The 24272-nt window shown below is 61.1% G+C and carries 23 protein-coding genes and 1 pseudogene; 7 read left to right on the plus strand and 17 right to left on the minus strand.

The window, feature by feature from the left end; genetic code table 11:
• Nucleotides 1-25 precede the first annotated feature (25 nt).
• The 3 genes from P8H27_RS05295 to gpmI form a co-directional block, all read right to left on the minus strand.
• On the minus strand, nucleotides 26-1333 hold the full coding sequence (locus tag P8H27_RS05295; protein ID WP_289635649.1) for a S41 family peptidase: 1308 nt from the start codon (nucleotides 1331-1333) through the stop codon (nucleotides 26-28).
• Nucleotides 1334-1367: 34 nt separating this feature from the next.
• Nucleotides 1368-2621, minus strand: coding sequence for a murein hydrolase activator EnvC (locus P8H27_RS05300; protein WP_289635650.1), 1254 nt, complete (start codon nucleotides 2619-2621; stop codon nucleotides 1368-1370).
• 137 nt (nucleotides 2622-2758) lie between these two features.
• On the minus strand, nucleotides 2759-4294 hold the full coding sequence (gene gpmI, locus P8H27_RS05305; RefSeq protein ID WP_289635652.1) for a 2,3-bisphosphoglycerate-independent phosphoglycerate mutase: 1536 nt from the start codon (nucleotides 4292-4294) through the stop codon (nucleotides 2759-2761).
• Nucleotides 4295-4434: 140 nt separating this feature from the next.
• Here gpmI and P8H27_RS05310 point away from each other — a divergent pair, with 140 nt between their 5' ends.
• The 3 genes from P8H27_RS05310 (at nucleotide 4435) to secB (ending at nucleotide 5788) form a co-directional block, all read left to right on the plus strand.
• Entirely contained in the window at nucleotides 4435-4848 is a 414-nt protein-coding gene (locus P8H27_RS05310; RefSeq protein ID WP_289635653.1) for a rhodanese-like domain-containing protein, read from the plus strand.
• Nucleotide 4849: 1 nt separating this feature from the next.
• Nucleotides 4850-5104 (plus strand): glutaredoxin 3, encoded by a 255-nt coding sequence (gene grxC / locus P8H27_RS05315; protein WP_289635655.1) that lies wholly within the window; start codon nucleotides 4850-4852, stop codon nucleotides 5102-5104.
• A gap of 192 nt (nucleotides 5105-5296) precedes the next feature.
• Nucleotides 5297-5788, plus strand: coding sequence for a protein-export chaperone SecB (secB, locus tag P8H27_RS05320; protein WP_289635656.1), 492 nt, complete (start codon nucleotides 5297-5299; stop codon nucleotides 5786-5788).
• An 82-nt stretch (nucleotides 5789-5870) separates the two neighbouring features.
• Here the strand turns inward: secB and trmL are convergent, their stop codons facing one another.
• Nucleotides 5871-6332: a tRNA (uridine(34)/cytosine(34)/5-carboxymethylaminomethyluridine(34)-2'-O)-methyltransferase TrmL gene (gene trmL / locus P8H27_RS05325; protein WP_289635657.1), complete on the minus strand. Its 462-nt coding sequence runs from the start codon at nucleotides 6330-6332 to the stop codon at nucleotides 5871-5873.
• Here trmL and P8H27_RS05330 point away from each other — a divergent pair.
• A complete protein-coding gene (locus P8H27_RS05330; protein WP_289635659.1) occupies nucleotides 6331-6771 on the plus strand; it encodes a hypothetical protein in 441 nt (146 codons plus the stop codon). The two genes, trmL and P8H27_RS05330, sit on opposite strands and share 2 nt — an antisense overlap.
• Before the next feature lie 290 nt (nucleotides 6772-7061).
• On the opposite strand, the gene ntrC is transcribed toward P8H27_RS05330, so the two are convergent.
• From ntrC to glnA, 5 genes are all read right to left on the minus strand, one after another.
• Nucleotides 7062-8498, minus strand: a complete 1437-nt coding sequence (gene ntrC / locus P8H27_RS05335; protein ID WP_289635661.1) for a nitrogen regulation protein NR(I) — start codon at nucleotides 8496-8498, stop codon at nucleotides 7062-7064.
• Entirely contained in the window at nucleotides 8495-9580 is a 1086-nt protein-coding gene (gene glnL, locus P8H27_RS05340; protein ID WP_289635662.1) for a nitrogen regulation protein NR(II), read from the minus strand. The genes ntrC and glnL overlap by 4 nt, the downstream gene beginning before the upstream one ends.
• Nucleotides 9581-9774: 194 nt before the next feature.
• Entirely contained in the window at nucleotides 9775-10389 is a 615-nt protein-coding gene (locus tag P8H27_RS05345; RefSeq protein ID WP_289635664.1) for a DUF4124 domain-containing protein, read from the minus strand.
• Between the two features lie 3 nt (nucleotides 10390-10392).
• A complete protein-coding gene (locus P8H27_RS05350) occupies nucleotides 10393-10950 on the minus strand; it encodes a DUF4124 domain-containing protein (RefSeq protein ID WP_289635665.1) in 558 nt (185 codons plus the stop codon).
• Nucleotides 10951-11122: 172 nt separating this feature from the next.
• Nucleotides 11123-12529, minus strand: coding sequence for a glutamate--ammonia ligase (glnA, locus tag P8H27_RS05355; protein WP_289635875.1), 1407 nt, complete (start codon nucleotides 12527-12529; stop codon nucleotides 11123-11125).
• A 329-nt stretch (nucleotides 12530-12858) separates the two neighbouring features.
• On the opposite strand from glnA, the gene thiI reads away from it, so the two are divergent.
• A complete protein-coding gene (gene thiI, locus P8H27_RS05360; RefSeq protein ID WP_289635667.1) occupies nucleotides 12859-14313 on the plus strand; it encodes a tRNA uracil 4-sulfurtransferase ThiI in 1455 nt (484 codons plus the stop codon).
• A 161-nt stretch (nucleotides 14314-14474) separates the two neighbouring features.
• Nucleotides 14475-16295, plus strand: a complete 1821-nt coding sequence (typA, locus tag P8H27_RS05365) for a translational GTPase TypA (RefSeq protein WP_289635669.1) — start codon at nucleotides 14475-14477, stop codon at nucleotides 16293-16295.
• Nucleotides 16296-16599: 304 nt separating this feature from the next.
• On the opposite strand, the gene P8H27_RS05370 is transcribed toward typA, so the two are convergent.
• The 4 genes and pseudogenes from P8H27_RS05370 to P8H27_RS20560 all read right to left on the minus strand — a co-directional run.
• Nucleotides 16600-16740, minus strand: a complete 141-nt coding sequence (locus tag P8H27_RS05370) for a hypothetical protein (RefSeq protein WP_289635671.1) — start codon at nucleotides 16738-16740, stop codon at nucleotides 16600-16602.
• A 16-nt stretch (nucleotides 16741-16756) separates the two neighbouring features.
• Nucleotides 16757-17017 (minus strand): hypothetical protein, encoded by a 261-nt coding sequence (locus P8H27_RS05375; protein ID WP_289635673.1) that lies wholly within the window; start codon nucleotides 17015-17017, stop codon nucleotides 16757-16759.
• Nucleotides 16971-17183 (minus strand): hypothetical protein, encoded by a 213-nt coding sequence (locus tag P8H27_RS05380; protein WP_289635884.1) that lies wholly within the window; start codon nucleotides 17181-17183, stop codon nucleotides 16971-16973. Before P8H27_RS05380 ends, P8H27_RS05375 begins: the two co-directional genes overlap by 47 nt.
• 40 nt (nucleotides 17184-17223) lie before the next feature.
• Nucleotides 17224-17490: pseudogene (locus P8H27_RS20560) on the minus strand (hypothetical protein); the annotation flags it as partial.
• Between P8H27_RS20560 and P8H27_RS05390 the strand changes: the two are divergent.
• Nucleotides 17489-18139: a HEPN domain-containing protein gene (locus P8H27_RS05390; RefSeq protein ID WP_289635674.1), complete on the plus strand. Its 651-nt coding sequence runs from the start codon at nucleotides 17489-17491 to the stop codon at nucleotides 18137-18139. The pseudogene P8H27_RS20560 and the gene P8H27_RS05390 sit on opposite strands and share 2 nt — an antisense overlap.
• Before the next feature lie 157 nt (nucleotides 18140-18296).
• On the opposite strand, the gene P8H27_RS05395 is transcribed toward P8H27_RS05390, so the two are convergent.
• The 4 genes from P8H27_RS05395 to P8H27_RS05410 form a co-directional block, all read right to left on the minus strand.
• Nucleotides 18297-20042 carry a LeoA/HP0731 family dynamin-like GTPase gene (locus P8H27_RS05395; RefSeq protein WP_289635676.1) on the minus strand — a complete coding sequence of 582 codons (1746 nt, stop codon included), beginning with the start codon at nucleotides 20040-20042 and terminating at the stop codon, nucleotides 18297-18299.
• Nucleotides 20014-21756 (minus strand): hypothetical protein, encoded by a 1743-nt coding sequence (locus tag P8H27_RS05400; protein ID WP_289635677.1) that lies wholly within the window; start codon nucleotides 21754-21756, stop codon nucleotides 20014-20016. The genes P8H27_RS05395 and P8H27_RS05400 overlap by 29 nt, the downstream gene beginning before the upstream one ends.
• A 1-nt stretch (nucleotide 21757) precedes the next feature.
• A complete protein-coding gene (locus P8H27_RS05405) occupies nucleotides 21758-22453 on the minus strand; it encodes a hypothetical protein (RefSeq protein WP_289635679.1) in 696 nt (231 codons plus the stop codon).
• 251 nt (nucleotides 22454-22704) lie between these two features.
• Nucleotides 22705-23715: a YafY family protein gene (locus tag P8H27_RS05410; protein ID WP_289635681.1), complete on the minus strand. Its 1011-nt coding sequence runs from the start codon at nucleotides 23713-23715 to the stop codon at nucleotides 22705-22707.
• Nucleotides 23716-24272: the final 557 nt, after the last annotated feature.

The raw sequence follows: 24272 nt of genomic DNA on the forward strand, positions 1-24272 counted from the left end.
GCTGTTTGCGTTCTGCGCCAGCGCCTCAATCGCCGCGGGTGACGCTCAGGCCCTTGAGCAGGTTGAGCGCCTGGCTCAGCTGGTAGTCGTCATCCTGTGGCCGTGCCGGCTGGCCGGCTTTGCTCTGGCTCGGTTTGTCCGCGCCGCCGTTGCCGTTGCCCAGGTGGCCCTGCAGATCGGCCTCCTTGATGCTGGCGTCATCCTGCTCGCGAGTCAGCTTGGCGCGGGCCACTTCGATGTCCGGCACTATGCCCTGGGCCTGGATCGAGCGACCGTTCGGGGTGTAGTAGAGGGCGGTGGTGAGTTTCAGGGCGCGGTCGTTGTTCAGCGGCAGTACCGTCTGTACCGAGCCTTTGCCGAAGCTGTCGGTGCCCATCAGTACGCCGCGTTTGTGGTCTTGCAGGGCGCCGGCGACGATCTCCGAGGCCGAAGCGCTGCCGCCATTGATCAGTACGACCAGGGGGGCGCCTTCGCTGGCATCTGCCGGGTCGGCGGAGAAGCGCAACTCGGAGTTGGCGATGCGCCCCTTGGTGTAGACGATCAGGCCTTTCTTGAGGAAGTGGTCGGAGACCTCGACCGCGGCCTGGAGTACGCCGCCCGGATTGTTGCGCAGGTCCAGCACCAGGCCGCGTAGTTTCTTGCCGTTGTCCTTGCGCAGTTTGTTCAGCGCCTTGCCGACTTCCGTGCCGGTGTTGACCTGGAATTGGGTGATGCGCAGGTAGCCGTAACCGTCATCGAGCAGCTGGCTCTTGACGCTTTTGACCTTGATCACCGCGCGGGTCAGCGTTACGTCGAACGGCTTGCCGCCCTCGCGCACCAGGGTCAGGAGGATCTTGCTGCCGGCTTCGCCGCGCATCTTGTCGACGGCCTCCAGCATCGACAGGCCCTTGGTCGGCTGGCCGTCGATCTTGACGATCAGGTCGCCCGGCTGAATGCCGGCTTTCGAGGCCGGGGTGTCGTCGATCGGCGAGACCACCTTGACGAAGCCGTCTTCCATGCCGACTTCGATGCCCAGGCCGCCGAACTCGCCGCTGGTGCTTTCTTGCAGCTCACGGAAGGTTTGCGGGTCGAGGTAGGCGGAATGCGGGTCGAGATTGCTGAGCATGCCCTTGATCGCGTTTTCCAGCAGGGTCTTGTCGCTGACGGGGTCGACATAGGCGGCCTTGATGCGATCGAGCACCTCGGCGAAGGTGCGCAGGTCGTCCAGCGGCAGCGGTGCCTTGTCGTTCGCACTGGCAGGCGCTGGCGGCGCTTCGGCGGCCTGCAGCATCGGGGGGGCGCCGAGCAGGGCGAGAGCCAGGGTCAGAGAGGTGAGGCGAGGCAGATGCTGCATGTCGAACTAACTCCTAGAGAGGTGAGCGCAACGCTTATCCTTGCGTGCGGCACCATTGCGCCGGGTCGCTGGGGCGGCCCTGCTGGCGAATCGCGAAATACAGCGCGGGGGTGTCTTGCCCGCCGCTGGTGCCCACTGTGGCGATAGGCTCGCCAGCGTTGACTACATCGCCGGCGTCTTTGAGCAGGCTTTGGTTGTGCCCGTACAGGCTCAGGTAGCCGTGGCCATGGTCGAGAATGACCAGAAGCCCGGCGCCGCGCAACCAGTCGGCGAACACCACGCGGCCGCCATGCACGGCACGCACCTGGCTGCCGGCCGTGGCGCCGATCAGCACGCCGTCCCACTTGGTTCGCGCGTCGGCGCCGCGCGGGGTGCCGTAGCGGGCGACCAGGCGGCCGTCGACCGGCCATGGCAGCTTGCCGCGGGCCTGGGCGAAAGGCCCGCCGTAAGTGCTGCCGGCGCTGACCAATGGGCCGCTGTTGGGGCTCAGTGCTGAGCGGTTGTTGCGTTGCTGCTGTTGCTCGCGCGCCGCGATCAAGGCCCGTTGCCGCGCTTGTTCGGCTTCGCGCGCCTGGCGGGCGAGGGTGGCTTCGATGGTTTTCAACACCCGGGCCAGTTGCGCCTGCTCTTGCTGGCGGGCCTTGAACTTCTGGTCGCGGGCGGCATATTCCCGGTTCAGTTGGGCCAGGGCCAGTTGGCGCTCCTGGCGCGCCTGGGCGAGTTGTTCGGCGCGAGCGTCCAGGGTGCTTTTGTGTTCCAGCAACTGGTTCTGCTGGTTGACGATGTCCTGCTCGACGTTGGCCAGTTGACGCAAGGTTTCGTTGAACGTGGCCAACTGCTCCATGCGCGCTTCGCTGAGGTAGTCGTAATAGGTCAGGGTGCGCGAGAATTTTTCCGGGTTCTGCTGGTTCAGCAGCAGCTTGAGGTATTCCTGACGGCCGCTCTGGTAGGCGGCGCGGGCCTGGATGCCGATCAGACGTTGTTGTTCGAGGCGCGCGTCATGGAGTTTTTTTTTCTCCTGGTTGAGGCGCTGGATTTCCCCTTCGCCGTCTTTCAGGCTTTTTTGCAGATCCTTGACCTGCTTTTCCAGCTGACCCATTTCGGTTTCGGTCTTCTGCAGCTCTTTCTGCACCCCGGATTTGTCCTGCTGCAACTTCTCCAGCAGCTTTTTCAGCTCGGCCACATCGCTGCGCGCAGCTTCCAGCTGCTTCTGGGTGTCGGCCTTCTCGTCGGCAAAGGTCGGCGACAGCAGGCAGGCGAGGAAAATCAGGGCAAGGAGGCGAAACATGGTACTGGCGACACCTGGGCGGGAGACGGACTTAGTATGCCTAAAAATCCAGCGGCAAGCTGCAAGTCGTAAACAGCAAGGGCGCGGCATGCCAACCGGGGGATGGTTGGCATGGTCGCGCTTGCCGTTTGGGGTTTTTAGCTCAGCTCGATAATGCTGGTGCCGGTCATTTCCGCCGGGATCGGCAGGCCCAGCAGGGTCAGCATGGTCGGGGCCACGTCGGCCAGTACCCCGCCTTCGCGCATGCTCAGCCGGCGCTTGCCGACGTAGATGAAGGGCACCGGCTCGCAGGTGTGGGCGGTGTGCGCCTGGCCGGTGCAGACATCCTCCATTTGCTCGACGTTGCCGTGGTCGGCGGTGATCAGGGCTTCGCCGCCGACCTTGTCGAGCGCTTCGACGATGCGCCCGACGCAGTTGTCCAGACACTCCACGGCCTTGACTGCGGCGTCGAACACGCCGGTATGGCCGACCATGTCGCCGTTGGCGTAGTTGACGACGATCACGTCGTAACGCTGCTGCTCGATGGCCTCGACGATCCGGTCGGTGACTTGCGGCGCGTTCATCTCGGGTTGCAGGTCGTAGGTGGCGACGTTGGGCGACGGGATCAGGATGCGTTCCTCGCCCGCGAACGGCTCTTCGCGCCCGCCCGAGAAGAAGAAGGTGACGTGGGCGTATTTCTCGGTCTCGGCAATGCGCAGTTGGGTCTTGCCGTGCTTGGCCAGGTATTCGCCGAGCACATTGGTCAGGCTGGCCGGGGCGAAGGCGCTGGGCGTCGGAATATTCGCGGCGTACTGGGTCAGCATGACGAAGCCGGCCAGTTGCGGCAGGCGCGCGCGCGGGAATTCCTGGAAGTCGGGCTCGACGAAGGCGCGGGTCAGTTCGCGGGCGCGGTCGGCGCGGAAGTTCATGAACACCACGGCGTCGCCGTCCTCGACCTTGACCGACTCGCCGAGGGTGGTGGCCTTGACGAACTCGTCGTTCTCGCCACGCGCGTAGGCGGCGTGCAAACCATCGAGCGCGCTGGCGGCGTTGAACTCGCCCTGGCCGTCGACGATCAGGTTGTAGGCCTGCTCGACGCGATCCCAGCGGTTGTCGCGATCCATGGCGAAGTAGCGGCCGACCAGGCTGGCGATGCGGCCCTTGCCGAGCTTGGCGAAGGTGCTGTCGAGCAGTTCGATGGAGGCCTGGGCGCTTCTCGGCGGGGTGTCGCGGCCGTCGAGGAAGGCATGCAGGTAGATCTTTTCGGCGCCGCGTCGGGCGGCCAGTTCGGCCATGGCGACCAGATGATCCTGGTGGCTGTGTACGCCGCCGTCGGACAACAGGCCGAGGATGTGCACGGCCTTGCCGGCGCCCACCGCCTGATCCACCGCGCGGGTGAGCGCCGGATTGTCGAAGAATTCGCCATCGCGGATGGCTTTGGTCACCCGGGTGAAGTCCTGGTACACCACGCGGCCGGCGCCGAGGTTCATGTGGCCGACCTCGGAGTTGCCCATCTGCCCGTCCGGCAGGCCGACGTCCATGCCTGAGCCTGAGATCAAGCTGTGCGGCTGGCTGGCGCGCAGGCGATCGTAGACCGGCGTGTGGGCGGTATGGATGGCGTTGTATTCGGTGCTGTCACTGTGGCCGAAGCCGTCGAGAATGATCAGGAGCAAAGGTTTGGGCGTGGCGCTCATTAATCGGGCTCGCTGTGCATAAGGAACAAAAAGGCCGTGCATTTTAAGGCCAAGTGGCAGGCCCGTCACCGTTGGGCGGGGTGTGGCCGACCTGCGGGGCTGTGTATACTGCCGGGATTTTACCGTCCCGGAACCACCACATGCTTGCCAATCTGATTGATTTTGCCTCTACCCACTATGTCTTGGGCGGATTGTTCGTTGTCCTGCTGGCGCTGCTGGTCTTCACGGAGCTGCGTAAAGGCGGGCAAAGCCTGAGCAGCCGCGAGCTGACCGCCCTGATCAACAACGAGCAAGGCCTGGTGCTGGATGTGCGCGGGCAGAAGGATTTCTCTGCCGGGCATATCGTCGGCGCGCTGCATATCCCCTATGAAAAGATCACCAGCCGCATCGGCGAGCTGGAAAAGCACAAAGGCAAGACCCTGATCGTGGTCGATGCCCTGGGCCAGCACGCCGGTACGGTCAGCCGCGACCTGAAAAAAGCCGGGTTCAACGCCGCCAAGCTGTCGGGCGGGATTGCCAGCTGGCGTGGCGATAACCTGCCGCTGGTGAAGTGATATGTCCGCCGTCGTCATTTATTCCAGCGATTGGTGCCCCTACTGCATGCGTGCCAAGCAGTTACTGACCCAGAAGGGCGTGACCTTCGATGAAATCAAGGTCGACGGCCAGCCTGAGGTGCGCGCGGAGATGACCCGCAAGGCGCGTCAGACCTCGGTGCCGCAGATCTGGATCGGCAGCAGCCATGTTGGTGGCTGCGACGATCTGTATGCCCTGGAGCGCGCGGGTAAGCTGGATGCGCTGCTCGAGGCTTAGCAGGCCGCTGAAAAACTACTGCGGGCTTCGCGCGCTATGCTGCGTTGAAATCAGCCTCAAAATGCTCATGTACAACTCGTACACTGCGCTTTTTCGGCTGATTTCGCCTTGCCTAGCCATCGCTCGCTACATTTTTCAACAGCCTGCTAGTACTCTCCCCATCTCTCAGTACCCACGAAAGAAGGCTTTGCCATGACCGAACAAGCTAGCAGCGGCGCCGCCGCCCAGGGCGAACAGAACCCGCAGTTTTCCCTGCAACGCATCTATGTCCGCGACCTGTCCTTCGAGGCGCCGAAGAGTCCGGAAATCTTCCGCAAGGAATGGACGCCGAGCGTTGCCCTGGATTTGAATACCCGGCAGAAGCCGCTGGATGGCGACTTCCATGAGGTGGTGTTGACCCTCTCGGTTACCGTGAAAAACGGCGAAGAAACCGCCTTCATCGCCGAAGTCCAGCAAGCCGGGATCTTCCTGATCAAGGGCCTGGACGCCGCTTCCATGAGCCACACCCTGGGCGCGTTCTGCCCGAACATCCTCTTCCCCTATGCGCGCGAGACCCTGGACAGCCTGGTGGTGCGCGGTTCCTTCCCGGCCCTGATGCTGGCGCCGGTGAACTTCGACGCACTCTACGCGCAAGAACTGCAACGCATTCAGCAGCAGGCTGGCGAGGCCACTACGGCTCATTGAGCCGTCGTCGTCGGATAAAAAAACGCCCTGCGGGGCGTTTTTTTGTACGGCAAACCTGGCGACGGTGCCGGGTGGGTTCGCGTCAGGGGGTGGCGAAGTCCTGCTGACGCCAGGCCTCGTAGACCGCCACGGCCACGGTATTGGACAGATTCAGGCTGCGACAGCCCGGGCGCATCGGCAAGCGCAGACGCTGCTCGGCGGGCAGGCTGTCGCGGATATCCTCGGGCAGGCCGCGGCTTTCCGGGCCGAACAGGAAGGCGTCACCGGGCCGATAGCGCACCTGGTGATAGAGCTGGGAGCCTTTGGTGGTGAAGGCGAAGACGCGCGGCTGGCCGAGGCTCTCCAGGCAGCTGGGCAGATCCGCATGGCGCTGCAGGGTGGCGTACTCGTGGTAGTCGAGACCGGCGCGGCGCAGGCGCTTGTCGTCCAGCTCGAAGCCCAGCGGCTCGATCAGGTGCAGGTGGCAGCCGCTGTTGGCGCAGAGCCTGATAATGTTGCCGGTATTCGGCGGAATTTCCGGTTGAAAGAGGATCACGTGAAACATGCGCGGCTCCAAGCCTGAAGACGGTCGGCATTCTACTCCTGATCCGGGCCCGCGGCCGCGTCCTTGGGCGCGGGTGATCGGCTCCCTGGCGTTGTTCGGTTTTCTGATCGGCTTGATGATCGGCCGTATGCTGCAGCCCGACCCGCTGCGTCTGGCCAGTGTCGAGGTGGTGGAGCAGGGCCTGCAGCTGTGGTTCAACGTCGAACCTAAGGTGCGTGTCGCGCATATCCAGGGTGCATTCTTCCTGCGCGTCGAGAGCCTGGGGCGCGAGCGGCAGGGGCAGTTGCGCCTGCAGGGCAAGGTCGCCAAGTGGCGAGTGCGGCGCGAGGGGCGGGAGTTGCTGCTGCGGGTGGTGGCGACCCGTCCGCTGCGCGGGCAATGGCGCGCCGAAGAGCTGGACGGGCGGTGGCGGCTGACGGTCAGCCTGGAGCACGAATAAAAGTGGGGAATCCCCGGCCTGCCTGTACCAAGGTCCCCAAAACCGGGATTGCTTGGATCAATGCAGGGGCTGTGCCAGATCGCTTCGGCTGGCGGCGGCCCCCATGTTTCGGGGCCTGCAGCGGTGCTGAGGGCTGCGCTCAGGGGCGGCCTCGGGCGCGAGAATGAGCCGCCGGAGTGCATCCTGGTGCAGGGTGGTGCCGCTAGGGGGCATGCGCGCGGGCAGAAAAAGCGGGCTCGGGGCCCGCTGGGTCTGGTGCCTGTGCGGGCCCCAGCGTTTGTTGCAGCCGCTCAGCTGTCGTCGTTTTCGTCGTCGTCGACGCCATCGATCCGCATGCCCAGTTCTTTGATCTTGCGGGTCAGGGTGTTGCGCCCCCAGCCCAGCAACAAGGCGGCGTCACGGCGGCGGCCGGCGGTGTGCTTGAGTGCCGTTTCGATCATGATTCGCTCGAAGGCCGGTACCGCGCGGCCGAGCAGATCCGACTGGCCGCGGGTCAGCGCCTGGTCGGCCCATTGCCGCAGGGCCTGCTCCCAATTGTTCACCGGGGCGCTGTCCTGCGGCTGGCTGAGCAGTTCCGGCGGCAGGTCGCCGACATGCACCTCGCGTCCGGAGGCCATCACGGTGATCCAGCGACAGGTGTTTTCCAGCTGGCGCACGTTGCCGGGCCAGGGCAGGTGTTGCAGGTAGTCCTCGGTCTCGCGTTTCAGCAACTTGGGTTCGACGGCCAGCTCCAGGGCGGCGCGCGTGAGGAAATGGCGGGCCAGGGTCGGGATGTCTTCGCGGCGGTCGGACAGCCGCGGGATGTGGATGCGGATCACATTGAGGCGGTGAAACAGGTCTTCGCGAAATTTGCCTTCCTGCACCAGGGTTTCCAGGTTCTGGTGGGTGGCGGCGATGATTCGTACGTCCACCTTGACCGGGGTGTGGCCGCCGACCCGGTAGAACTCGCCATCGGCCAGCACGCGCAGCAGGCGGGTCTGGGTGTCGGCCGGCATGTCGCCGATCTCGTCGAGGAACAGGGTGCCGCCGTCGGCTTGCTCGAAGCGACCGCGGCGCTGGTTGGCGGCTCCGGTGAAGGCGCCCTTTTCGTGGCCGAACAACTCGGATTCCATCAGGTCTTTGGGGATCGCCGCCATGTTCAGGGCGATAAACGGCGAGGCGGCCCGCGGGCTGTGACGGTGCAGGGCGTGGGCGACCAGCTCCTTGCCGGTGCCGGATTCGCCGTTGATCAGGACGGTGATATTGGAGTGGGAGAGCCGGCCGATGGCGCGGAACACCTCCTGCATGGCCGGTGCTTCGCCGATGATTTCCGGGGTGCGCGGCTGCTCGACGGGCGCCTGCAGGCCTTGCTGCTCCTGGGCGTGCTGATAGGCGCGATTGACCAGGGAAACCGCCTCGTCGACGTCGAACGGCTTGGGCAGGTACTCGAAGGCGCCGCCCTGGTAGGAGGCCACTGCGCTGTCCAGGTCGGAATGGGCGGTCATGATGATCACCGGCAGGCGCGGGTAGAGTTCGCGGATCCGCGCCAGCAGCTCCAGACCGCTGGAGCCGGGCATGCGGATGTCCGAGACGATCACATCCGGTTGTTGCCGGCTGAGGTGGCTGAGCACGCTGTCGGCGCTGTCGAAGCTTTGGGTGGTCATGCCTTCCTGTTGCAGGGCTTTTTCCAGCACCCAGCGGATGGAGCGGTCGTCGTCGACGATCCATACGGTTTCGCTGCGACTCATGGCGGAGATGCTCCTTGTTCAAGCGGCAGGAAGATCGAGAACACGGTATGACCAGGATGGCTCTCGCACTCGATCAAGCCCTGATGCTGGCTAATGATGTTCTGAGTAATGGCCAGGCCCAGCCCGGTGCCGTCGGCACGCCCGCTGACCATGGGATAGAAGATGGTGTCCTGCAGCTCGGCGGGGATGCCGGGGCCGTTGTCGATGATTTCCAGGCGGGCCACCAGCCGGTGGCGGACATGGCCGATGGTGAACTGGCGCAGGGTGCGGGTGCGCAGGGTGATGCGGCCCAGGCGCAATTCGTTCTGCGAGCCGATCGCTTGCATGGCGTTGCGCACGATATTGAGCACGGCCTGGATCATCTGTTCGCGATCGATCAGCACGTCGGGAATGCTCGGGTCGTAGTCGCGCACCAAAATGATGCTGCCCTGGCTTTCTGCCTCGACCAGGCTGCCGACCCGTTCCAGCACCTCGTGCACGTTGGTCATCGCCAGCGACGGCAGCTTGTTCGAGCCGAGCATGCGGTCGACCAGATTTCTCAGGCGGTCGGCTTCTTCGATGATGACGTTGGTGTAGTCCCTGAGGCCTTCGTTCGGCAGCTCGCGGGCCAGCAATTGGGCGGCGCCGCGAATGCCGCCGAGCGGATTCTTGATCTCGTGGGCCAGGCCGCGCACCAGGATCTTGGTGGTTTCCTGCTTGGACAGCTGCGCCTCTTCCTTGGTGATGCGCAGCAAGCGGTCGCGTGGGTGTACCTCCAGCAACAGCAGGGTCTCGCCGCGGTTGAGAATCGGCGTTACCGCGTAGTCGACGGTGAGGGTCTGGCCGGTGACGGCGGTGAGTACCGCCTCGCGTTTATTGAACGGATGCGCCTGCTCGACGGCCTGGCGCAGGGCGCTCAGCGCCTCGGCCGATTCGGTGAACAGCTCGCTGATGAATTGTCCGTGGCTGCGTTGGCCGCTGACGGCCAGGAGCATTTCCGCCGCCGGGTTCATGTACTCGAGGCGCAGGTCGGCGTTGAGCAGCAGGGTGGCGGTGGTCAGGTTGTCGAGCAGCAGGCGGTGCAGTGCGTCGTTGATAGTCATAGGCAGAGGCTTCCGGCAATGCAGCAGGAAAATGCAAGAAGCAAACCAAAGCGCCGAAAAGACCCGCGCAATAAGCCGTGGCGGCGACTTGGGAGCGTTTCAGTTTGGCCGCCAGGGGTGCGGGCGAACCAAAACAGGGACAGCATAGCCTGTGGTGCGGCGACGCGCACCAATATGGTGCGGTGTCTGCGCGGTCAGATAAAGGGCACGAAGGGGATGTCTTTCTTTTCCGCGGGCTTGTCCTTGAGTGGGCATTCCGGGCGCACGCCGTAATCGCCTTTCATGCAGGGCCTGGCCAGGCGTTTCTGCGCCAGGGAGATGCGCAGTATGTGCAGCGGTTGGCTCGGGGTGCGCTCCACGGTGCGGCCCTGAGCGTCGACGATTTCCACGGCCAGCTGGTGAGTGCCGCGGTCGATATTCTCCAGTGGGAACACCGGGCTGCGGCCGGCTTCGCCCATCGCCTGGCCGTCCAGTAGCAGGCGAAAGCTGTGGCCGTTGTGCAGTGCCGGTTCGCTGGTGGCGGTGACGATCAGGTTGCCGGCGCTGTCGCGAATGGTCGCATCGGGCTGCGGTACCAGAATCCGCAGCATCTGGTAGCTCGGTGCCGGTGTGCTGATCGGCGCAACTGTTGGCGGCACCGGGCTGAGCTCGCTGCTCATGCCGTTGGTGGGCGCCAATTGCAGGCGTTCGGCATTGCCCTGTCGGGGTTTGTCGGTAAAGACCCGGTTACCCTCGGCGTCTATATAGGTGTAGACCTGGGCGGCGGCCGGCAAGCAGGTCAGCAGCAGGCAAAGCAGGAGGTTGCGCATGGTTCAGGAGGCCGGTTTGGGTTTGGGCTTGGGTGGTGGCGGGCGCAGCGCTGGGCTGCTGGTATTGACCCGTTGTAGGGTGAAGACGACGCTGGCGCTCTGTTGAATCGATTGCTCGCCGCTCAGCACCTCGACCGCCAGGCTGTGTTCGCCGCGCTCGATATTGCTCAATTGCAGGCGCGGCACGCTGCTCGGTTGGCCGTAGGGCCGGCCATCCAGTAACAAGCGCAGGCGGTGACTGCTGGCCAGGCGGGGCTCCAGGTCGACGCCGACGCTGAAGGTGCCGTTGTTCGCGCGCAGGGCTTCGCTGCTGGGCAGGTCGGTCAGTTGCAGGGTTCGATAGAAGGCTTCTTGGCTGGTCTTGGGGCTGTCGCTGGTGGCGGCGCTGGGCGCCTGCATGTCCACGGTGTTGGTTGGCGGCAGTTCGACGGCTTGCGTGGCCACGCCTTCGGGCGGCTGATTGGTGAACACGGTATTGCCGTTGGCATCGGTGTATTTGTAGATCTGTGCGCTGGCCGGCAAGGCCAGGGTCAGCAGCAGGCAGGTGAGTATCAGGCGCATGGCCATTCTCCCGATGGATGTGCTGCTAAGACTTGCACTGGCGAAGCGCGCTGGCAAGGGCGCTGATGTCGCGAACGGGACTGGTGCAACAAATCGGCGGTTCAGCCTAAGGGTGCGATGAGTCGTCACAAAAAAGGCCACCCGAAGGTGGCCTCTGATCTTGCTTGCCGGTTTAGACGCTGTAGTACAGGTCGTATTCCAGCGGGTGAACGAAGGTGCGGACTTTGATTTCTTCTTCGCTCTTCAGTTCGAGGTAGGCGTCGATGAAGTCGTCGGAGAATACCCCGCCCTTGGTCAGGAACGCGCGGCCCTTGTCCAGCTCTTCCAGGGCTTCTTTCAGGCTGCCGCAGACTTGCGGGATCAGCTTGCCTTCTTCCGGTGGCAGGTCGTAGAGGTTCTTGTCGGCGGCATCGCCCGGGTGGATCTTGTTCTGGATGCCGTCCAGGCCGGCCATCAGCAGCGCGGCGAAGCACAGGTACGGGTTGGCGGCCGGATCCGGGAAGCGCGCCTCGATGCGGCGGGCTTTCGGGCTGGTCACATAGGGGATGCGGATCGAGGCGGAGCGGTTACGCGCCGAGTAGGCCAGCATCACCGGTGCTTCGAAGCCCGGAACCAGGCGCTTGTAGGAGTTGGTCGCCGGGTTGGTGAAGCCGTTCAGGGCCTTGCCGTGCTTGATGATGCCGCCGATGAAGTACAGGGCGGTGTCGGACAGGCCGGCATAGCCTTCGCCGGCGAAGGTGTTCTTGCCGTCTTTGGAGATCGACATGTGTACGTGCATGCCCGAACCGTTGTCGCCATACAGCGGCTTGGGCATGAAGGTGGCGGTCTTGCCGTAGGCGTCGGCCACGTTGTGCACGCAGTATTTCAGGGTCTGAACTTCGTCAGCCTTGGCTACCAGGGTGTTGAACTGCACGCCGATTTCGTTCTGGCCGGCAGTGGCCACTTCGTGGTGGTGCACTTCGATGACCAGGCCCATTTCTTCCATGGCATTACACATGGCAGTACGGATTTCGTGGTCGTGGTCGAACGGCGGAACCGGGAAATAGCCGCCTTTGACGCCTGGGCGGTGGCCCTTGTTGCCACCCTCGACGTCCTGGTCGGACATCCAGGAACCCTGTTCGGAGTAGATCTTGAACATCGAGCCGGAGATGTCGGACTTGAACTTCACCTCGTCGAAGATGAAGAACTCGGGCTCCGGGCCAACGAACACGGTGTCGCCGATGCCGGTGGACTTGAGGTATTCCTCGGCGCGGGCGGCAATCGAGCGTGGGTCGCGATCGTAGCCTTGCATGGTGCTCGGCTCGACGATGTTGCAGACCAGGATCAGGGTCGGCTCTTCGGTGAACGGGTCGAGCACGGCGGTGTCGTCGACCGGCATCAGGATCATGTCGGAGGCTTCGATGCCTTTCCAGCCATGAATGGAGGAGCCGTCGAACATCTTGCCGATTTCGAAGAAGTCTTCGTCCAGTGCATCACGCGCGGGCATGGTGATGTGGTGCTGCTTACCCTTGGTGTCAGTGAAGCGCAGGTCTACCCACTTCACGTCGTGTTCTTTGATCAGTTGAATCGACTTCGACATGCTGTCCTCCAGGTGGATAAGGCTCGCCATGGTGAGCCCTCGATAATGGTGTACGGTCCGGCGCGATAGTCCGCCAGGATAACCTGCCTCACAAGGGAGCAAATTGCATGCCAGTGCACGGGAATGGGCTGAGTGGCTGAAACTCAGGTGTGGCGAGGCTTGCGCGGAACAGGAGACACAATTAATGCACCAAAATGGATCCTTGCAAACCTTGTGCGCACCAATTGAGTGCGTTGCGGTGGGGTGGTGGTATTTTTGGTCAAAGCTTGCACAATTTCCGCTATAATCCGCGCCCCTGTTTTTTAGCCGTCTCGGTATGCGCTGTTTTAATGAAACTGATCGTTAAAGTCTTTCCAGAAATCACCATCAAAAGCCGGCCGGTGCGTAAGCACTTTATCCGGCAATTGGCGAAGAACATCCGCTCGGTGCTGCGCGATCTCGATCCGCAGCTGCTGGTTAGCGGTGTGTGGGACAACCTGGAAGTCGAAACGGCGATCAGCGAGGCGAAAACCCTGCAGGCCATGATCGAGCGGCTCAGCTGCACGCCGGGGATTACCCATTTTCTCCAGGTCGACGAATACCCGCTGGGCGACTTCGACGACGTGCTGGACAAATGCAAGACGCATTTCGCCGACCAGCTGCCGGGCAAGATCTTCGCCGTGCGCTGCAAACGCGCCGGCAAGCATGCGTTCAGCTCGATGGACATCGAGCGCTATGTCGGCAGCCAATTGCGCCAGCAATGCGGCGCGGCCGGGATCGACCTGAAGCAGCCCGAAGTCGAAGTGCGCATGGAAATCCGCGACCAGCGCCTGTTCGTGATCCATAACCAGCACCAGGGCCTGGGCGGTTACCCGCTGGGTTCGCTGGAGCAGACCCTGGTGCTGATGTCCGGCGGTTTCGATTCCACGGTCGCCGCCTACCAGATGATGCGCCGTGGCCTGGTCACCCATTTCTGCTTCTTCAACCTCGGCGGCCGCGCCCACGAGCTAGGGGTGATGGAAGTCGCCCATTACCTGTGGCAGAAGTTCGGTCGCTCGCAGCGCGTGCTGTTTATCAGCGTGCCCTTCGAGGAAGTGCTCGGCGAGATTCTCGGCAAGGTCGACAACAGCCAGATGGGCGTGATCCTCAAGCGCATGATGCTGCGCGCCTCCACCCACATGGCCGAGCAGTTGCAGATCAATGCGCTGGTCACCGGCGAGGCGATTTCCCAGGTTTCCAGCCAGACCCTGCCGAACCTCTCGGTGATCGACTCGGCCACCGACATGCTAGTGCTGCGCCCGCTGATCGCCAGCCACAAGCAGGACATCATCGACACCGCCAGCGCCATCGGCACTGCCGAGTTTGCCAAGCACATGCCGGAGTATTGCGGGGTGATCTCGGTGAACCCGACCACCCGGGCGAAGAAAGACCGCATCGAACACGAAGAGCGTCAGTTCGATATGGCGATTCTCCAGCGCGCCCTCGAACGCGCGACCTTGCTGCCGATCGACAAGGTGATCGACGAGCTGGGCAAGGACGTCAAGGTCGAGGAAGTCAGCGAAGCCCTGGCCGGTCATGTCATCATTGATATCCGCCACCCCGATGCCGCCGAAGAGCAGCCTCTCGAGTTGCCCGGTGTCGAAGTGCAAACGCTGCCGTTCTATGCCCTGAACAGCCGCTTCAAAGAGTTGGATGAGAATCGTCAGTACCTGCTGTATTGCGACAAGGGTGTGATGAGCCGTCTGCATGCCCACCACCTGCTCAGCGAGGGACATGCCAATGTGCGCGTTTATCGTCCGGCATAAGACGCCGGGGTTGAATGGCGGCAGCATCCGCCATCGCCCTCCCGACTGCAGGCGGGGGTGAAAGCCGCCGCGCTTTTACACCGTCTGGCCGAATTCGTATTTAGTTAATCTCCGCCGCGTAGACTATGCGGCAAACCGAATCCTCTGATCGAGATACACAAGTGATCGAAAATCTACGCAACATCGCCATCATCGCCCACGTCGACCACGGCAAGACCACCCTGGTGGACAAACTCCTGCGCCAGTCCGGCACCCTCGAGCGCAACGAGCTCAACGACGAGCGCGTGATGGACAGCAACGACCAGGAGAAAGAGCGCGGCATCACCATTCTGGCGAAGAACACCGCGATCAACTGGAACGGCTACCACATCAACATCGTCGACACCCCCGGCCACGCCGACTTCGGCGGCGAAGTCGAGCGCGTGATGTCGATGGTCGACTCGGTGCTGCTGCTGGTCGACGCCCAAGACGGCCCGATGCCGCAGACCCGCTTCGTGACCAAGAAGGCGTTCGAAGCCGGTCTGCGTCCGATCGTGGTGATCAACAAGGTCGACCGTCCAGGCGCGCGTCCGGACTGGGTGCTGGATCAGATCTTCGACCTGTTCGACAACCTCGGCGCCACCGAAGAACAGCTGGACTTCAAGGTCGTCTACGCCTCGGCCCTGAACGGCATTGCCGGTCTCGACCACACCGAGATGGCCGAAGACATGACCCCGCTGTACCAGTCCATCGTCGATAACGTGCCGTCCCCGGCCGTTGACGTCGACGGCCCGTTCCAGATGCAAATCTCGGCACTGGACTACAACAGCTTCCTCGGCATTATCGGTGTGGGCCGTATTGCCCGTGGCAAGGTCAAGCCGAACACCCCGGTGGTTGCCATCGATGCCGACGGCAAGCGCCGTAATGGTCGTATCCTCAAGCTGATGGGGCACCACGGCCTGCACCGCGTCGACGTGGAAGAAGCCACCGCCGGCGACATCGTCTGCATCAGCGGCATGGATCAACTGTTCATCTCCGACACCCTGTGCGACATCAACAACGTCGAGGCGATGAAGCCGCTGACCGTCGACGAGCCGACCGTATCCATGACCTTCCAGGTCAACGATTCGCCGTTCTGCGGCAAGGAAGGCAAGTTCGTCACTAGCCGCAACATCAAGGAGCGGTTGGACAAGGAGCTGCTGTACAACGTGGCTTTGCGTGTCGAAGAGGGCGACAGTGCCGACAAGTTCAAGGTCTCCGGCCGTGGCGAACTGCACCTCTCGGTGCTGATCGAAACCATGCGTCGCGAAGGCTTCGAAATGGGCGTGGGTCGTCCGGAAGTGATCATCCGTCAGGTTAACGGCGTCAAGCAGGAGCCCTTCGAGAACGTCACCATCGACACCCCGGAAGACTCCCAGGGCAAGGTCATGGAAGAGATGGGCCTGCGCAAGGGCGACCTGACCAACATGGTGCCGGATGGCAAGGGCCGTGTGCGTCTGGAGTACAACATCCCGGCTCGCGGTCTGATCGGTTTCCGTAACCAATTCCTGACCCTGACCAACGGTGCTGGCATTCTGACCTCGATCTTCGATCGTTACGACACCATGAAGTCCGGCGACATGTCCGGTCGTCAGAACGGCGTACTGGTCTCCATCGATACCGGCAAGGCCCTGACTTATTCCCTGGAAACCCTGCAGGCGCGCGGCAAGCTGTTCGTCGAGCACGGCCAGGAAATCTACAACGGCCAGATCGTCGGTCTGAACAGTCGCGACAACGACATGGGCGTCAACCCAACCAAAGGCAAGAAGCTCGACAACATGCGTGCTTCGGGCAAGGACGAAACCATCGCCCTGGTGCCGCCGGTGCGCTTCACCCTGGAGCAGGCGCTGGAATTCATCCAGGACGACGAACTCTGTGAAGTGACGCCGAAGTCGATCCGTCTGCGCAAGAAGATCCTCGACGAAGGCGAGCGTAACCGCGCCGCGAAGAAATCCAAGGCCTGATCCTGAGGCCCGGTGACTGAAAAGCCCCCGTCAACCTGAGTTGGCGGGGGCTTTTTGCATGTGCACAGTAACTATCAGTTGGGCAGCAAGGGGGCGTATTAGCGTCTATCTCGTTTGGGTAGCTTGGCTAGCAGAGCTTCCACCCAGGTGGCTGCCCGCTTCTGCAGTTGTTCATGCCGGCAGTGTGGGCAGTGCTCGGGCCATTCGTCAGGGAATATGGCGTCGCTGCGCGACGCCAGAGTGTATTGCCAATTGCACTTGGGGCAGACCAGGGTAATGGGCGCGGGACGTATTGGCATAGGTCTTACTCTTGGCACGTCGCGGGCTGGCCGGTCTGTTGCCGCTGCTCTTTTTCGCGTTTGAGCGAGCTGTATTCCCGATATAGCTCATAGCTCTTTTGCCCTACAACGAACAAGCCGATTGCAGCGAGTAGGTTCTTCAGCATCTCGAGTGCTCCTTGGTTAGGCAATCAGTGCCAGCACGAAACAAACCAGCCAGACGATAAAGTAGGCCAGGTTCTGCTGCAGGTGTTGGGCGCGCTGGTAGAGATAGACCGGTACCAGCCAGACCCAGCCTTTGAAGCGCGCGGTGTTGTGTCCGGCCTTCTGCAGGCGTTTTTCATCGAAGATGCCCAGCAGAATGTTCAAGGCCAGGGTGATATACCAGTAACCACCTTCAACCACCTTCTGCCATGACCTTTTCCGCGCGGAACTCGTTGTCATGGATGGCGAACGCCAGCATCCACTCCAGCATGTAGCCAATCATAGGTGCGAAGGCCAGTACCCAGACCAGGGTATTGTTCACAAGCTGTCCCGCCAGGGGCGGTGGGTTCTGTGTACTCAGGTGCTGACGCAACTCGGTATCGCCCCCCCAGGCGCTGCCAGTCATCGAAGCCTTGCTTCCAGACTAGGCTGCTGCGATTCAGGGTGTCCGACTCGATCAGACCGGCCAGTTCTAACGCTGAGGCAGCGCGCTTGCGCTCGCCCTTATCTTCGTAGAACCAGCCTTCATCCATGTTGTGCATGGCGTACTCCTTGGGCGTAACGGTGAGGGAGAAACCTGTCTCGGCAGGTTGGCTCCAGTATCCAGGCAGGGGGCGACAGATCATGTCGCGCATTCTGCAATCAGGCTGATCAGTGGCTGCGGGCAGCCGCCTGCAGTATCGTCGTGCCATCACAACAAGGAGAGAGAACATGCAGTACGCAGTATTGAAGGCGCGGCATCGGCAGGAGCGCGACCAGCAACAGCCCAATCTGAGCCTGCGCGTGCACCGTGCCCTGAGTTGGTTGAACCGCGCCGAGCAGAGCGATGACGTCGATGGCCGTTTTATCTTCCTGTGGATCGCCTTCAATGCGGCCTATGCCACCGAGATCGATGAAGACCATCGTCTGTCCGAGCAAGGCGCATTCCGGGCTTTTCTGGAAAAGCTCTGCGCCATGGACAGCGGCAAGCGCATTGACGGGCTGGTCTGGAAGGAGTTTTCCGGAAGCATTCGCCTGCTGCTGGATAACCCCTACGTCTTTCAAAGTTTCTGGGAGCACCAGTGCGGCAAGATCAGCGAGGCGGACTGGAAGGAGCGCTTCGCCATTGGCAAGAAACGCGCCCAGACGGCCCTGGCCGGGAGCAATACGCCGGCATTGCTCGGGGTGGTGTTCAACCGCATCTACACCTTGCGCAACCAGTTGATCCACGGAGGTGCCACCTGGGGCGGCTCGGTCAACCGCCAGCAGCTCAGAGATTGCACCAGCCTGATGAGCAAACTGGTGCCGCTGGTTATCGAGTTGATGATGGATAACCCGGATAGCTTGTGGGGGGAGGCTTGTTATCCGGTGGTGACGGGATAACGGCGGGCTAGCCGTGGCCCGCACTTAAGTCAGTGTCATTCGGCCGCGACTCTGATCCTGAGTGCTTTTCTATGTGTGGGTGAATTCGGGGGAGTGACGGGTTGTTATTGGGGGGGTGGCCGCCAGTGTTCGACACCTGGCGGCTTTCAAGTCTCAGTTAAGCAGTCACCTCTAGCATTGAAGACTCTGTCGTACTCGGAAGCGCCAAGGCGCTTAGTTTTTCTTGCACTCGAATGAGTTTTTTCTGGCTGGAGCGGATGAATTCCGAGCGTTCATCAACAGCTGCGACGATCTTTTCAAACTCTTTGAGTTGTGGGGCAAAGAAGTCGAGCAGTTTTTCATCGTCGCCAATAAGGTCGTAGATGTCCTTGAACGAACTCTTGATAACGGTTGCGATGGAGTCTTTGGCGGTCTTCAGTTCCTGCTCAAGTTCATGGGCCTTGTAGGCACCGAGAAGATCCGAAGTCAGGTTGAAGGCTGCACCAGCGGGGCCAGCCCACTTGGAAATGGCGCCGGCAATCTTGGTCGCCTGCCACGGTTTGAACTTGATTGCCACTCCGGTCAGTTTGCCGAGCGTATCGCGTGCGGCAAATACTGCCCCCTTGATGATGTCTGGGCTCAGGTTGGCAATGCCTTTGGCTGCGCCGCCCATGGACTTGAGTGCGCCCTCGCTCATGGCATTGAGGAAGCTTTCGCTTGAGTTAAGCTGACGGCCGATGTCTTGGGAGATTCGGCTGGTGACTTTGGATGACTGATCGAATGAACGATCGATGGCGGCTTTGATCTTCAGGTTGAGTTTGTAGCCGACGCCCTCTTCGGTGTAACCGATCTCGTCTTCGAGGAAACCACGGATATCCTCCAGCGACAGCGGCCGAAGCTTACCCAACATACCGTTTTCGATATTCTGCAGCTCCTCGAAAAGCTCGCCTGCAAGGCGTTTGACTTCTCGGCGGCCTTTGGAAATATCCTGGTTGATGCGCGCGGATTCCTCGGCGTTCTGTTGCGCAAAGGAACTCAGCCTGCTCAGTTGGTCTTCGGCCCTGATGACGTGCTGGCCCACCACATCGCGCACGACATCCATGCCTGTCTTGGCAATCAATACCGCCGGTACATTGTCCTGCAGGATACGGGTGGTCATGGCTTTCAGATCGTTGATCCGTGAACGGCTCTCGTATTGTTCGGGTTTGCCGAACCAGTACGCCAGCCCTCGGCCGTTGGGGTTCGAGGCTAGGCAGACGATGTTCAGGCGCGCCAGTTCGTCCGGGGTCAGGTTGGCTGCCCGCTGGAGCTTGACCTTCAGGTTGTCCTTCTTGATGGTGGCCTGAGTATCGAACAGCGCCTGTTCAGTTAGGTCGGTCACTTCATCCATCTTGTTGATTACGAAGACCGTCGAAGACAGTTTGTTCAAGTCCCGTAGGATCCATTTGGCGATCGCGCTGTGGCTTTCCTTGAGGGGGTTGGTGGCGTCCACGACATAGAGAATCAGGTGCGCCTCCGAGATATAGCGTTTGGTGAGGTCTTCATAAATCACCTGTTCGCCGTCAACCGTCTTTTCCTTGTCGCCGAACAGCCCGGGGGTGTCGACGATTTCACACTTGCCTGGCAGCCCTTCCGGGGTGTAGACCGCCAGGCGGTCGGAGGACTCGTCCATGTCAATCTTCATGTCGGCCATCACGTTACCCAGCCAGGCTGCGACCACGCTGGTCTTGCCGTCGGAAAAGGCGCCCAGCAGCGCAATGCGCAGCGCATCGGCTTCGATCGCTTTTACTGCGTCGTCGATCTTCTGCAGTTCTGTCTCGACGTCAGCGCCCATCTCTCTCAGCTCGTTCAATACCGCCCGAAGCTGATCCAGGCCTTTGATCGCCGCCTGCTTATCAACATTGAATTGCGTGAATTGTTCCATGAGGCATTTTCTCCAATTGATTTTTAGTACGGTCCATCAATGCCATCTGCTGCTTGATGATATGCAGGGGGCGGGTCAGGGATGCATGGATATCGTTTACCTGACCGAGGATTTTTCCCTCGATCTGACTGCGAACGGGAGCGAGCAGGTTTTTCAGATCTTCGCGCAGTGAACCGATGGCTTGAGCGCGCGCCTCGTCGATCTTTTCCTGAACGCTGGCCTGGGCTTTGCGAATACGTTTTTCCTTGCCAACGAAGATTTGCACGGCACTGATCAGAACGCCCAACAGGGCGCCGGCCACCGCGCCAATGATGTTACCGATGACGGGGAATAATGTGCCGATTGAGGCGCCCCCCAGGGCATAGGAACCGATGTTGAACGCCATCCAGCCATAATCGCTAAGGTCCAGGCCAAGACCCAGCTCGGGGGGCTTGTAGGAAACGTTCAGGTCGCCGTCTGCGAAGGTGAGTGCCTGCTCGAATTCAACCCGCGAGACATCCTCCAACAGCCGTTGCATGGCCTGGACAAGGTCGTCTTGCAACTCCGTCAGGTACTTGGCGAACTGCGTCTGCAGATCCTCTTTCAACTGTTCCTGGCGATCCCGAAACGCGCGTTTGATCTTGCTTGAGATGATTTCGTTGTCGCCGAAATTGTCCTCGACGGTAGTGTCAGCGGCCGCGCTCAGGTCATTGAACAGTCCGCTCCAGAGATTCTTTCGGCCCGCCGTCACGAGCCGCTCGAACGTCTCCAGTGCGTCTTTGACGGCGGTGCGGCATTTGTCGAATTCCGGCTCGGTCTTGGCCACGAACGCCTCGTGGCTGGCGTGGAGTTCTTGCAGGATGCCGAGATTTTCCACCAGCAACTCATGCACCTTGGTCTTGTTGCTTTCGATCATGTCCTCTTTGAACGTCCCTAGCTTTCCATGAAGCACCCGGGCGACCGACTTGATCTGGCTGAATTCGTACATAGCCTTCGAGGATGGGAAACGCTTCCGGTAACTACGCTGCTGAATGACCAGATCCTGAGCCCGGGAAGGGTGAATCGTGGTATTCCCGGTCTTGGTGTCTGTCGCTAGAGACGAGAAGGCCAGCAGCCCTTGGACGCAGTGACCTTGCTGCATGGCCTCGGTGCCGAGCACTGACTCAAGCACGTCCACGGTTTGGCGCAAGGCTTTTGCCGAATCCCCGTGGCTTTCGAGGGTTTGCCGGTCTTCCTCATCCTCATAAGCGTCGCCATTACCGCGCACGTTCAGCAAGGGGCACACTTGAGTGCCGAGGCGCAAATAGGATCGAATCTTCTGCGCCGTGGCCTTCTCAGGCTTCTTGTTGGTGCCGTTTACGTAGAACACCAGATGCGCCTTGGCCACCGCTTCACGGACCAGATGGGCGTATTTGCCTTCGTCGCCCTCGATGCCGGGCACATCAATCAACTGGAAGCGTTTACCCTTGTAATTGAGGGTGTAGAACGTGTTGCCTTTGGTGAAGTCCGCTTCGCCCGTGCCGATGATTCGGCCGTCTATCCGCAGTGCCAACGCCTTTTGCCGTTCATGTTCCACGATCCCGGAAAAAAGACCGGTCAGTCGATGGTTCAGCACTTCGTCCAGGGAGGTCGAGGTCACCTCGATGGGTGTAAAGGGCCGTTTGGCAATGAGCTCCTCAGGTGCAGAGGTTAAGGTCGCTTCATCAAACAACTCGTCCAGTTCAACTCCGCTCATCTCAGGCTCCTGCCAGCTTCATGAGTACTGCCGCAGTGGCTGCTCCGAGGATGAGTCCGCCAGTGGCGAAAAGGATCAGCTTTATCCTGATACTGGAATTGGCCTGTTCCTGGGCAAGTCGCAGGCGTTGGGCGGATTCCTCCTGCTCTGCCTTCAGTCGGGCGCTGGTTTCCTGCTCGGCATGTTGGGTTCTGGCATCAGCCTCGGCTTCGGCGATCCGATTCCTGGCTGTAGCTTCGTCCAGCAAAATCTGGGAAAGCTTGGCCATTCCATGATTGATGGCAGTGATTTCTGCTGCATATTCCGCATAAACCGCGTTCAATCCTTCGCGCAGCCGTTCGATATGATCGGCCAGGGCACTCTCGAACTTCTCCAGGTCGTGGGCGTGCTGTTCCAGCAATGCTTGCCGGGATTCCTCCTTGAACAAAATGCGCAACGACTCGATGATCGTGCTCTTGCCCGCGTTGGTTTCGCCAAAAAATGCCATGGTGAACATGTCCCACTCGGCATGGGTCTTCAGCTGGACGAGTTCACCATCGAAGCGGGCTTGGATGCCGCGGAGCTTCTCAGTCATGTTGCCAAGCTCGCGCTTGCCGTCTTTGTGTTCGACATTCAAATCCAGAATATCCGCCATGGCGCTGGCGATGCTGTCGGAAACGTCGGAGTACAGGCGGTTGAGATCTTGAGGCGCGTTCATTGCTGTTCCTTGTGTTAATGCTTGATTCAGCCCCGTTGCGCAAACACTAATGTCCAAGGCTGTTTATCGGACGATTTGGTTTTCCTGCTGGGCTTAGACCTAAAGGCTCAAACCAACACGTGCGCGACGCTGACGGCGACGGTGTCCACTGCGCGCTGTGTTTGATGGGACATAGGTCAAGAACCCACTTTTCATCGCCGTTGTACTTCTCCTAAACGCCCCGTTCTCAAAGTGCAGGTACACCCGCACTCTTAACCTGCGGCATAGATTTCTCGCATCCTTTCCACCTTCCCCCTGATCTCCTCCACCCACACCAGCGGCGCATGTACGCGGATATGGTCGTTCAGCCCGAATATCCACCACAGCGTTTCCTGATCCATCGGCACTCTGGCGCGCAGGCGCTGCCAGTCGTTGTTTGGTAGTGGTTCTAGATTCTGTTCTGCGCTAAGCGGTGTTTCGCTAAGCAACCAGGCGATCTGTGGGGATACGTCGGCGACCAGCTCGGTTTCTTCGGCCGGGCCGGGGTTATTGAAGCCGCCGCCCTGGATATAGCGGTCGATGTCCAGGGCTTCGGCTTCATGGGCTGGGGTATCGAGTGTTTCGGCCATATCTATGCGATGCAATGCGAACTGGCGCAGGTCGCTGTAGCCGTTGACCGTGCCGATCAGGTAGCTGACCGAGTGGCGCGATACCAAACCGGCCGGGTGCAAGGTGAGTACCTTGTGCTCGGACTTGCTGCGGCTGAGGTAGGTGACCTTGAGCTGGCGGCGTTCCAGCAGGGCGGTGGAAACTTCGCCCCAGACATTCGGATTGATTTCAGCGGGATGCAGCGCTTTGCCATTAGGTATGGCGCGTACGCGACGTGCCCAGTGGGCCAGTTCATTACGCTGCAGGCCGTCCAGGTGGTTGCGGGCTCGGTTGAACTGTGGTGCGAGCTGATCCAGGACGATCTGCGGCAGCAGGGGCTTGAGGTGGTTCTCGGCGAGGTAGAGCGCCAGCGCGGTAGGCGTGTCCATGGCGGCCAGGTCGAGTGGAGCATCGCGCATATAGCTCCAGCGATTGCCGGAAGATTGGACTTCGCATTGCAGGGCGAAGGGTAGCGACAGATTGGCCAGGTCGCGCTGCAGGGTACGCTGGCTGACGGAAAAGCCTTGCTCCCGCAGCTTTTCCAACAGGGTGGTGGTGGCGCGGCGCTGGGGTTCGCGGGGTATCAGGCGGAGCAGGGCGAGTTGCCTGAGCAGCGTATCCTTTGCATCGGACATCGTGACTACCTTGTGCTGTTGCCGGCTTCCGCCATTAGGATGACGCCATTCTTGTGGCGACTTTAGCGTGCTTGATGGCTCTTTGCTATATGGCGCGCGTCAGGCCGGGTTGCACGCACTCAATCTCGCGCTGTTGCGTCCTTTCCGTTTCTGTTGCCCGATTATTGGCGCGTCCAGGTTCGGATGATTTCCTCTTGCCGGATTAGCTGAGCGCGAAGCGGACGGGGTGGCGCTTGTTGCGGGGCATGGGTGGGAATCATTGCGGCAATGAGTTCGAGGCGGGTTGCTGGGCGTTGGTTGAGTTTGCTGGATCGGCAGCGTGGGCAGTGACTGTAGGTATCTGCCTGCAATGTCTGTGTTGTTTCGTGCCAATCACAGGTTTGCCAGAAATGGGTCAGGGCATTTGGCATGGGCGGCCTCCTTGGTTGCTCTCGCGATGGATATAGCTTGCCCTGGCAGCGCGTCAGATTGTGTCGCGCTGTTGTGGCGTGTCAGTGTTCTTTTCGCGGTCTTAATGCATCGGCCGCTGCCAACGAAGCCCCGCCCGCCATCCTGGT

Source organism: Pseudomonas sp. sp1636 (assembly GCF_030376615.1).
GTDB lineage: Bacteria > Pseudomonadota > Gammaproteobacteria > Pseudomonadales > Pseudomonadaceae > Aquipseudomonas.